The organism is Fusibacter sp., from assembly GCF_057447755.1.
In genome coordinates this window covers 1-10,423 of the sequence record NZ_JBVBZF010000118.1, presented here as the reverse complement: position 1 = coordinate 10,423, position 10,423 = coordinate 1, and the positions used below count along the sequence as shown (strand labels likewise).

At 37.6% G+C, this 10,423-nt stretch carries 11 protein-coding genes; 10 read left to right on the top strand and 1 reads right to left on the bottom strand.

The window, feature by feature from the left end; all coding sequences use genetic code 11:
- The first annotated feature begins 313 nt into the window (after positions 1-313).
- The 6 genes from AC220I_RS13095 (at position 314) to AC220I_RS13070 (ending at position 4,360) form a co-directional block, all read left to right on the top strand.
- Positions 314-712, top strand: a complete 399-nt coding sequence (locus tag AC220I_RS13095) for a hypothetical protein (protein ID WP_486724292.1) — start codon at positions 314-316, stop codon at positions 710-712.
- Positions 713-905: 193 nt separating this feature from the next.
- Positions 906-1,886 carry a nucleoid-associated protein gene (locus tag AC220I_RS13090; protein ID WP_486724291.1) on the top strand — a complete coding sequence of 327 codons (981 nt, stop codon included), beginning with the start codon at positions 906-908 and terminating at the stop codon, positions 1,884-1,886.
- A complete protein-coding gene (locus AC220I_RS13085; protein WP_486724290.1) occupies positions 1,883-2,575 on the top strand; it encodes a pseudouridine synthase in 693 nt (230 codons plus the stop codon). The genes AC220I_RS13090 and AC220I_RS13085 overlap by 4 nt, the downstream gene beginning before the upstream one ends.
- A gap of 103 nt (positions 2,576-2,678) precedes the next feature.
- Positions 2,679-3,044: a hypothetical protein gene (locus AC220I_RS13080; RefSeq protein ID WP_486724289.1), complete on the top strand. Its 366-nt coding sequence runs from the start codon at positions 2,679-2,681 to the stop codon at positions 3,042-3,044.
- Positions 3,045-3,089: 45 nt separating this feature from the next.
- Positions 3,090-3,833 (top strand): hypothetical protein, encoded by a 744-nt coding sequence (locus AC220I_RS13075; protein WP_486724288.1) that lies wholly within the window; start codon positions 3,090-3,092, stop codon positions 3,831-3,833.
- A 14-nt stretch (positions 3,834-3,847) separates the two neighbouring features.
- Positions 3,848-4,360 (top strand): regulatory protein RecX, encoded by a 513-nt coding sequence (locus tag AC220I_RS13070; RefSeq protein WP_486724287.1) that lies wholly within the window; start codon positions 3,848-3,850, stop codon positions 4,358-4,360.
- Here AC220I_RS13070 and AC220I_RS13065 read toward each other — a convergent pair.
- Positions 4,277-6,163: an ATP-dependent helicase gene (locus tag AC220I_RS13065; RefSeq protein ID WP_486724286.1), complete on the bottom strand. Its 1,887-nt coding sequence runs from the start codon at positions 6,161-6,163 to the stop codon at positions 4,277-4,279. The genes AC220I_RS13070 and AC220I_RS13065 overlap by 84 nt on opposite strands.
- Positions 6,164-6,409: 246 nt before the next feature.
- On the opposite strand from AC220I_RS13065, the gene tig reads away from it, so the two are divergent.
- From tig to AC220I_RS13045, 4 genes are all read left to right on the top strand, one after another.
- A complete protein-coding gene (gene tig / locus AC220I_RS13060; RefSeq protein ID WP_486724285.1) occupies positions 6,410-7,696 on the top strand; it encodes a trigger factor in 1,287 nt (428 codons plus the stop codon).
- A 26-nt stretch (positions 7,697-7,722) separates the two neighbouring features.
- Positions 7,723-8,307, top strand: coding sequence for an ATP-dependent Clp endopeptidase proteolytic subunit ClpP (clpP, locus tag AC220I_RS13055; protein WP_486724284.1), 585 nt, complete (start codon positions 7,723-7,725; stop codon positions 8,305-8,307).
- Positions 8,308-8,329: 22 nt separating this feature from the next.
- The gene (gene clpX, locus AC220I_RS13050; protein WP_486724283.1) at positions 8,330-9,601 is read left to right on the top strand and encodes an ATP-dependent Clp protease ATP-binding subunit ClpX; all 1,272 of its coding nucleotides are present in this window, start codon (positions 8,330-8,332) and stop codon (positions 9,599-9,601) included.
- A 159-nt stretch (positions 9,602-9,760) separates the two neighbouring features.
- Positions 9,761-10,423, top strand: a 663-nt coding sequence (locus AC220I_RS13045) for an LON peptidase substrate-binding domain-containing protein (RefSeq protein WP_486724282.1), incomplete at its 3' end; no start/stop codon positions are given.

Here is a 10,423-nt window from a genome sequence, read left to right as displayed (position 1 = left end):
GTGATCATACTTTTTTATACTTGGCAAAATGCTATGAAAGAGAAGAAAAAGACAAAATAAGAGGATATAGATTTATCGAAATAAGTATAGGTGTCTCTAATAATGGGTATGAAGACTTAAAGATCATACACGTACTCAAAACCATGCAAGGCTATGAAATCATGTAAGGATATGAAGTCATGCAAGGATATGAAATCATGCAAGGATATGAAATCATGTAAGCATTTAATTCCTGTAAGGATATGAAGTCATGCAAGGATATGAAATCATGTAAGCATTTAATTCCTGTAAGCATTCAAATTAGGAGGCAGCGATGAGAGATGTAGGTGAGTTTTTAGGGACTTTAATTATTTTTTCTTATGGATTGACCCTGTTGAATTTTCTACTCAAATGGGCATATAAAAATTTTAAGTCTCAAATCAACAAGGTTCCAGTTTTAAAAACAGAGTATACAAGGGTAATGCGGTTTTTCATTAAATACCATCGCTACTTTGGATTTGCCACAATCGTTTTCATCTTAATGCACTTTAGTGTTCAATTTTCGCGATATGGTGCAAGCTTGACGGGTGCTACTGCAGCAATTTTGATGTTAACCCAGGTGGTTGTTGGCATTATTGGTCTAAAATCATCTAAGAAGTCAAAAGCTTGGCTGTGGGTTCATCGTGCCTTGGCGATTGGCATCGGTATAGCAATAATGATTCATGTAAATTAGGAGTTTGTCTACAGACAACCTGAGTTTTCTTGGGGCTGGTTTGTAGATTGACTCCTTTCGCTTTGCCATTAAGAGTTGTTTTGCAGCCCAAATTAGGCTATGATAGTAGGGTGAAATTTAAATATAAAAGCGATTTTGCGCTAAAAATAAAGCAATATTTTGGACATTGTGCCAATTGGGAGGTAGACTTAAATTGATAGAGGTTAAAGAAATTTATTTGCATATATTGGATGGTATTAACGAGACCAAAATCCTTTCAGAAAATGAAATGGAAGTTGAAGGTGATATCCAGGATTATATTGAAAAACACATTACGATATTCTTTGAGCAACTGGACATTTTCAAAGGAAAAATTGACGATCAGGCTTTGATTAAAAAAATACTCGAAAATGCAGGCGACTTTAGAAATTTTTCGCTTGAAATAGCGGACTTGTTTTTCGAGGTAATGAAGCGTTCAGACGAAATCAAGCCATGTGATTTGATGTGCCTTTACTTTGACTATGAAGGTGAGGAGTACGTGGGGGTGCTAAAGCTCAACCTAAGGACGTCATACATTCACTTTGTTGAGACACAGGATCAAAAGATCACCAACAAAATCATCAGACAGCAGGCGACATTGCCCTATAAAACACAGAAGGTCGAAGAGGGCTTCTTGATTGCACTTGAGCGTAATGAGGTCTTTATAAAAGATAAGCAGGTTATGCTTGATGGCAATAAAGCCCGCTATATACAAGAGGACATTTTAAAGCTCAACCTCGGTGCCACGGCAAAGAAGACAATTGATGCTGTTACAAAAGCTGCAGAGAAGGTCATTCAAAAATACCATGACCAGGACTATGTAAAAACGGCAAAGGTCAAAGAATTCATCAATGAGCAAATTGATGAAAAAAGTGCCATTGATCTAGAGTCAATCGTATATCAGTGCTTTGAAACACAGTCAGAGAGAGAGGCATATCGAAACGAGCTGGATGCCAAGGGCATTGATCCGTCACAGGTTGAGATCAACGACTCTCAAAAGAAAAAGATTAAGAGGACTCAAAAGATTAAAACGGCAAGTGGTGTAGAGATTACCCTGCCTTATGAATATGTTGCAAGATCGGAAAATATGGAAATTGAAAATTTGCCGGATGGCTCAATTTCAATTAGGTTGAACAATTTAGGAGAGCTATTATGAGAATTAATAAATACCTCAGTGAATCTGGGGTTTGTTCCAGACGAAAAGCAGATGAGCTAATCGATCAGGGACTGGTTGAAATAAACGGCCTTGTGGCTGAAAAGGGCTCACAGGTAGAAGAAGACGATGTGGTCCTTGTAAACGGTAAGCCTGTCAAAGGCAAGGAAAAGAACATCTACATCGCCTTTAACAAGCCCATAGGTGTTGAGTGCACGACAAACTTGTCTGTAAAGGATAATATCATCAGCTACATCAATTATCCTGAACGCGTGTTTCCCGTAGGCAGATTGGACAAAAATTCAGAGGGTTTAATTTTGCTCACCAATGATGGTGATTTGTCCAATGAGATCCTTAAGGCAAGGCACTTCCATGAAAAAGAATATATTGTTACTGTGGATCGCAGAATGACGGATGAGTTTTTAGAGAAGATGAGATCAGGTGTTGAAATTCTGGATACTGTGACGCGTCCATGTGAGGTAGAAATCTTACGAAGCAACATGTTTAAAATTATATTGACACAGGGATTAAATCGTCAAATTCGAAGAATGTGTGAGGCGTTGGATTATAAGGTTATTAAGCTCAAGCGTGTCAGAATCATCAATATTGAAATTGGCAGTTTGGAAAAGGGAAAATGGCGATATTTAACGGCAGATGAACTGAAACGGTTGAAGGAAATGGTTAAAAAATGATACAATAAGGTTATTAATTAAAAAAAAATGACGATAATAGTATTATGAAAGTGATTTATATACGTTTATTATTTGTATATAATCAAAAAGTGAAGGAGTCCTTATGTTATTGAACATATTATTTGCAGCCGCAATGACATTTTCAATATTCCTAACAGTTGAATTTATTAAAAGCATACAGCAGTTTTTAATCTTTAAAAAGGTAAGAGAAACAATTTTATTGTCTTCTTTTAGTTACTTGAAGCAAACACCGCATTCATTTGTAGATTTGAATAAAATGCGTGAAATATTGATGAATAAGCTTTCAGAAATTAAGCTTTCAAAGTGGGTGTATGACCTTAAAATCACTTGGCAGTCAAGCGATGCGATACAGTTTGTCTTTGAACTCAAATTCAATGAGTTAAAACCTAAATATAAATTTGTAATTGGCTTAAAGGATATTGAAGAGATTGTCAACAAGGCCAATTAGAAGCGTAAGTGATAAAGCATCAAGTAAATCTCCAAGAGGTGAGGCATGAAAAAAGTTTTCGTTATCGGTTTTTTTATCATCATTAGTTTTTTCATATATGGAATCATCTTTAAAACGACTGAACAGCCGCCTGTAATTTCATATACCTTTGATTTTAATGAGATGGACAAGGAATTTTGGCTCGTTGGTCAATGGGAGAACTACAAACGATCATATGATTTGGTTTCTTTAAAGGATGGCATGCTGAAAATGACTTCGGATGTCCCAGAAGCAATTCCCTATATTCTGTCTAGACCGATTGAAATACGCAGTGGAGATGTGATTACCTTGAAAAGGAAGGTGAAAATTTCTCACGGCGAAACCATGTTCGCCGGTGGTTTTGCCATGTATCAGACCAATTCAAGTGAACTCATTCCGGAAAAAACAGATGGGTCTTGGTTTACGTCAATGGGTGATGGCATCGCGCTTGTGGAGTATTCTTATGATTTATCGCCCTATCAGAAGCGCCCTGGAAAAGACGTCATTCGATTCTTGGCAGCAGATTGGGAGTACAATGACAACTTCAAGTTGATTCCACCAGTTTATGACCAATGGATTGAAGAGAGTCTCAGCTATGATACAAGATCAAATCAGATTTCTTATAAAATCAATGATATGGAATATAAACTCAACAGTTATCCGATTGATCAGAACAATATCCGTTTTTTAATGCATGCTTATGGAGAAGGCTCTGGAAACAGTGTTGATATTGATTGGGTAGAGATTAGTGTTGTCAACAAGAGAAAGTAAGATGGAGCGAGTTTATGAACATGAATAAAGAAGAGGAAAAATGGCTCAATTACGCCTTGTACCTACTTTCCTTTAAAATGCGAACAGAACATGAAATGATTGAAAAATTCAATTCAAAACAAGTTGATGAAACCATTCAGCAACTTGTTTTATCTTTTCTAAAGGCGCAAAAGTTATTGGATGATGAATTTTATGCGGCGTCTTATATCGAAAGCCATTCAAGTAAGTATGGTAACTATCGGATGAAACAGACCCTTAAAAGAAAGGGGATTTCAAATGAAGACATAGAGAATGCGTTTGAATCTTTGGAGGATAAGCTTGATCCTTATGAGGATGCCAAAAAAATTCTCAAAAAAAAAATGGACGGTATGTCCATTGATTTTGATCAGTTAAAAGAAGATTATGTTTATAAGCGCAAGCTACAGCAAAAACTGTCCCAATTTTTAGCCTATAGAGGGTTTTCCCTCGATGTGATCAAGCGCGTCATCAGTGAACTCCTGGCTCAGGAATTCTTCGATGAAGAGTGAGTTCTTATTGAAGTCACCGTTCATAAACCGCGTATGGAGCAATTCAAATCGCGTTTTAGCGCGTGTTATACCAACATAGAATAGACGACGTTCCTCTTCAAGGGCGTCTTTTTTTTGGATGTTGAAACCTGGAAAGATTTGATCGTTGACATCAATCATAAAGACGGTGCCAAACTCTAGACCCTTTGAACCGTGAATGGTGGATAAGGTTACCCTGGCTTGATGTGACGGTGTTGAAATCGTACGAAGCTGGTCCTTGAGGTAGTCGATTCGAGTTATAAAGTCGAAGCCCGACTTTAGGGTCTTGCCTATGGCCTTATAGGCATCAAGCCTTGTTCTTGCAAAGTTCATGGATATCCCAAGCCTAGCGGTGTTTTGTTTTAGATAATCCAGATACCCCAGTTCGGTTTCGATGAAGGCAATGGCATCATAAGGGCGTAAAAGCTTCAATTGTTCAAATTGATCCATGAGCCTCTCCTGAGTCCTTGATTGATAGGTCTCTAAAAAGGGTATATCAACTAAGGTTCTAAAGACCGTTTTGCCTCTGATGTTTTCGTTGACGTACTGGACCATTTCACGAGAGATATAGCCGTTCATTTTAAAGGCAATCCGGTTGAAGCTCTCAAGGTCTTGAGGAATCAAGGCAAGGTTCATAAAACCGAGAATATCTTGAAGGAGCCAGTGTTCAAGCTCAGCAAGAGGCGGGTCCTTGATATAGAATTCAATCTGTTCATGACTCAGGAGGTTGATAAGGCTAAGGGCTGAGATGCGATTTCGATACAAGATGGCCATATCACCATCAGTCAATTGAAGTTGTTTTAATAGATATTGGTTTCGATCTATGAGGTCGTCAAACACGCGGAAGTAAGGTGACCTTGTCTGCGCATGAACCGGTGACATGGGTTTATCAAATCTTTTTTCATTTTTTTCAATAATGGCCTTAGCCGTGTAGACGATTGCGGCATCAGACCTAAAATTATCCTTAAGGTAAAAGATAGAAGCCTTTTTAAACCGATCCTTAAAGGACAGCAGGTAGTCTGGGAAGGCCCCTCTGAAACCGTAGATGGATTGATCGTCATCTGCCACAATAAATAGGTTTTGGTCTGGGCCAAGGAGCAGTTCGATAAGCTCAAACTGGAGTTTTGACGTATCTTGAGCTTCATCCACTTGTATATAGGGATATTTATCTCGGTAAAAAGCAAGGGCATTTGGATTTGCCTTTAGTATTTTAATGGCATAAAAAATCATGTCATCAAAGTCAAAAAGTTTATGTTTCTTCTTATATATATGATAATCCGAGACCATGTCAAATATACGATCAAATTGAAAGTCGTAATTGGCATAATCCTCTCTTTTCAGTTTCAAATTGTAGATCAGGCCAATATGGTTTGTGAAGGCTTCATACTCATCTTCTGTCATGGATTGATGATAATACTTTTTATAGATTTCATTTAGTATATGAAAGCGCCTACCGGCATCCTCCAATAGGCTCATGTTTTGACCGGTCTGGGCATTGTATTGTTTGAAGATGCCATAGGCGAATTTATGGATGGTCATGAACTGAAATTTATAGGGTGCATTAAGGGCCTGATAGCGCTTTGCCATATCATCAGCAGAGGCTTTTGAGAAGGTCAAGGTCAGTATACACGATGGATCGATTTCATTAACTTCAACAAGGGTGATGAGTCTTGAGATCAACAAGGTGGTTTTACCACTACCAGGGATGGCAAGGGTAAGTGCAGGACCTTTGAAATGAAAGGAAGCTTCTTCTTGGCTGGGCGTTAATCTAATTTTAGAGGTCATAAGTTCTCCTAAAGGTGCAGTGAAGCAGTTGGTTTATGAATAAGTTATTAATATATTATAACATAAGGGTAAAATTTGCAATAAAGTGTTGTTTAGCCTCAGTTATGATGTATAATTAGAGTGATTTTGACTATAAATCTTTACTTTTTAGGTCAAATACGGTACTATTAATAAGTTAAAGCACTAAAAACGACTGGAAAAGTCCAGTTTTGATAAATATGAGTAAATTTATTGGGAGGAATTCACATGAGTTATGAAATCGTAAAAAAGGAAAACAGCGAAATCACGATTAAAGCGACTGTTGGAAAAGACGAATTTGAAAAAGCGGTTCAAGCTGCTTATAACAAAAACAAAGGCAAATTCAACGTACCAGGATTTAGAAAGGGTAAAGTACCTAGATCAATCATTGAAAAACAATACGGAGAAGGTGTATTCTTTGAAGATGCAGTAAATGACTTATTACAAGTACATTATGAAAAAGCACTTGATGCACTTGAAATTGATCCAGTTGCAAGACCTGATATTGATATTACTGAAGTTGGTAAAGGTCAAGATATGGTATTTACAGCAGTAGTACCTGTTAAACCAGAGTTCACTCTCGAAGGTTACAAGGGTATTGAGGTAGAAAAAATCAATGCTGAAGTTACTGAAGAAATGTTAGATTCAGAGATCGAAAAAACAAGAAACATGAACGCTAGATTAGTAAGCGTTACAGATAGACCAGTTCAAGATGGCGATACAGTGATTATCAACTACAGTGGCTTCTTAGGTGAAGAGCAATTCGAAGGCGGCACTGCTGAAAACCAAGAACTCGTAATTGGTTCAGGTCGTTTCATCCCAGGTTTTGAAGAGCAACTTATCGGTAGCGAACTTGGTAGCGACGTTGAAGTAAATGTAACCTTCCCAGAAGATTACCATGCTGAAAACCTCAAAGGACAAGCAGTTGTGTTCAAAGTTAAAATCAACGAGATTAAGTTAAAAGAATTACCTGAACTTGATGATGAGTTCGCTAAAGACGTATCTGAGTTTGATACACTTGCTGAATACAGAGAAAGCATCAAAAAAGAGCTTGAAGAAAATTCTAAAGAGAGCGCTGTTGCAGCTCAAAGAGATAAAGTACTTGAAGCTGTTGCAGGCTTATTGACAATCGAAATTCCTGAAAAAATGGTAGACACAGAAGTTGAAGGCATGCTTCGTGAGTTTGACCAACAATTAAGACAACAAGGATTAAGCCTTGAGCAATACGTTCAATTCACAGGCGGAAACTTAGATGAGCTTAAAGGTCATATGAGAGAAGATGCACTTGCTAGAGTTAAAACAGGTCTTGTTATCGAAAAAGTAATGGACCAAGAAGCTGTAGAAGTAACAGATGAAGACGTTGAAAACGAACTTGATAAAATTGCAGAATTACAAAAAAGAGATAAAGAAGAAATTCGTAAATTATTTGCACAAGACAACTACGACTACTTAAAATCTAATCTTAAATCTAGAAAAACAGTTGATTTATTAGTCGATAATGCGAAACTTGTCTAATCATTAGAACTTTCGGAGGTGTAAAAATGGCTAATTATGTACCTTATGTAATTGAACAAACAAGTAAAGGCGAGCGCTCATATGACATCTATTCAAGACTTTTAAAAGATCGTATTATCTTTTTAAGTGGTGCGATTGATGATTACACAGCGAATCTAGTGGTTGCTCAGTTACTCTTTTTAGAAGCGGAAGACCCAGATAAAGACATTAATATTTACATCAACAGTCCAGGGGGTTCTATCACTGCAGGTATGGCAATTTTTGACACCATGGAATATATTAAACCTGATGTATCAACGATTTGTGTCGGTATGGCAGCGAGTATGGGTGCATTCTTACTTGCTGCTGGTACTAAGGGCAAACGTTACGCACTTCCAAACGCAGAGGTGATGATTCACCAGCCATTAGGTGGTGCACAAGGTCAAGCATCGGATATAAAAATTCAAGCAGACCGCATCATCAAAATGAGAAAACAGTTAAACACCATTTTAAGTGAGAAAACGAACAAGCCATACAAGCAAATAGAAAAAGACACTGATCGAGATAATTTCATGAGTGCAGAGGAAGCAGTTGAATATGGTCTTATTGACAAGGTTTTCAAACATAGATAATAAGAGCAGAAAGAGGTAAAGGATGGATAAACCAACTTTAAAATGTTCCTTTTGCGGGAAAAGTCAAGAGCATGTGAAGCGATTGATTGCGGGCCCAAATGTATATATTTGTGATGAGTGTATAGAGCTTTGTAATGAAATTTTAGAAGAAGAGCTATCGGTCTTTAAAGATGACCTCACACAGGATTGGGAACTTTCGGAATTGCCGAAACCGACAGATATCAAAAAAATATTGGACGATTATGTCATTGGACAAGAGCAGGCGAAAAAAACACTTGCCGTTGCCATGTACAATCACTATAAACGTATTCAATCAGAAATTGCTGAAGATGATGTTGAACTTCAAAAAAGTAATATTTTACTTCTAGGACCAACTGGTTCTGGTAAAACACTTCTTGCACAAACCCTTGCTAAAATTCTTGATGTGCCGTTTGCCATAGCAGACGCCACCGCTTTAACGGAAGCTGGTTATGTGGGCGAGGATGTTGAAAACATCATTTTAAAGCTTGTACAAGCAGCAGATTACGATATTGAACGTGCTCAAAAGGGCATTATCTATATCGATGAAATCGATAAAATTACAAGAAAATCAGAAAATCCGTCTATCACAAGAGACGTTTCAGGTGAAGGTGTACAACAGGCACTCCTCAAAATTATCGAGGGTACTGTGGCTAATGTACCACCACAAGGTGGCAGAAAACATCCACACCAAGAGTTTCTTCAAGTGGACACTACAAATATACTCTTTATTTGTGGTGGTGCTTTTGATGGCATGGAAAATATCATAAGCTCTAGAATTGGTGAAAAAGCACTTGGTTTTGGTGCGGCAGTTCAGAGCAAGAAAAACATTTCCCTTGGGGAATTGTTCTCTAAAATCGAACCAAAGGATCTCTTGAAATTCGGCCTTATTCCAGAGTTTATCGGAAGGGTACCAGTAGTGGTTTCTCTACATGAACTCGACGAAGAAGCCCTTGTTAAGATTTTAAAGGAACCTAAGAATGCTATCATTAAGCAGTATCAGAAGATGCTGAAAATGGATGATGTTGAACTTGAATTTGAAGATGAAGCATTGGTTGAAGTGGCAAAAATGGCAATTCAGCGTAAAGCGGGTGCCAGAGGTCTTAGATCTATTCTTGAAGGCATCATGATGGAAATCATGTATGAGATCCCTTCGAGAGAAGATATTAAGAAGTGCATTGTCACGAAAGAAACCATTACCAATCATCAAATGCCGACACTGGTTTTAGTGGATGCTAAAAGAGAGTTAAAAGCGCATCATGAAAGTGTTTCTTAATAGTGCTTTAATAGCACAGTGAATATAGACTTAATAACGAGTGGATGCCTATGCGGAAACTCGTTTTTAGTATCTGTTTAAAGATTTATATGAGATATTAAGGGTATGAACAATCACGAAACAATGTGATCACAGTATGTAGAGATTAGAGGTGAAATTATGGAAAACGAAGTAAGAATCGTTAATATGCCGTTGATTCCTCTTAGAGGATTATCAGTTTTTCCATACATGGTATTGCACTTTGATGTGGGTAGAAAAAAATCCATCAAAGCACTAGAAGCAGCCATGGCAAAGGATCAAAGAATTTTTTTAACAACGCAATTTGATATTGATATCGATACCCCATCCCCAAAGGACTTTTATCAGGTGGGTACAATCTGTAAAATTAAGCAGATGTTAAAATTGCCTGGTGATGCCATTAGGGTCCTTGTGGAAGGTATTCAAAGGGCTGAAGTAGAAACCATCATAGAAGAAAATCCATATTTCAGAGTGGATTTAAAAACCTATAATGATAGCCTTGAAATGGATAAGGAATCTAGAGCATTAATGCGCTCTTGTGTAAATGCTTTTGAAAAATACATTACAATCAGCAATCGCGTCAGTGCGGATGTGATTCTTTCTGTGTCAGCAATCGAAGAACCGGGGAGACTTGCAGACATCATCGCAGCTCAATTAACACTCAAAACAGAGCAAAAGCAAGAACTCATCAATGCAATTGATGTTAAAGAGCGCCTAGAAAAACTATATCGTCTTTTGTTGACTGAAATCGAAATTCTTCAAGTGGAAAAAGACATCAATGACAAGGTTAAAAGCCAAATCAAT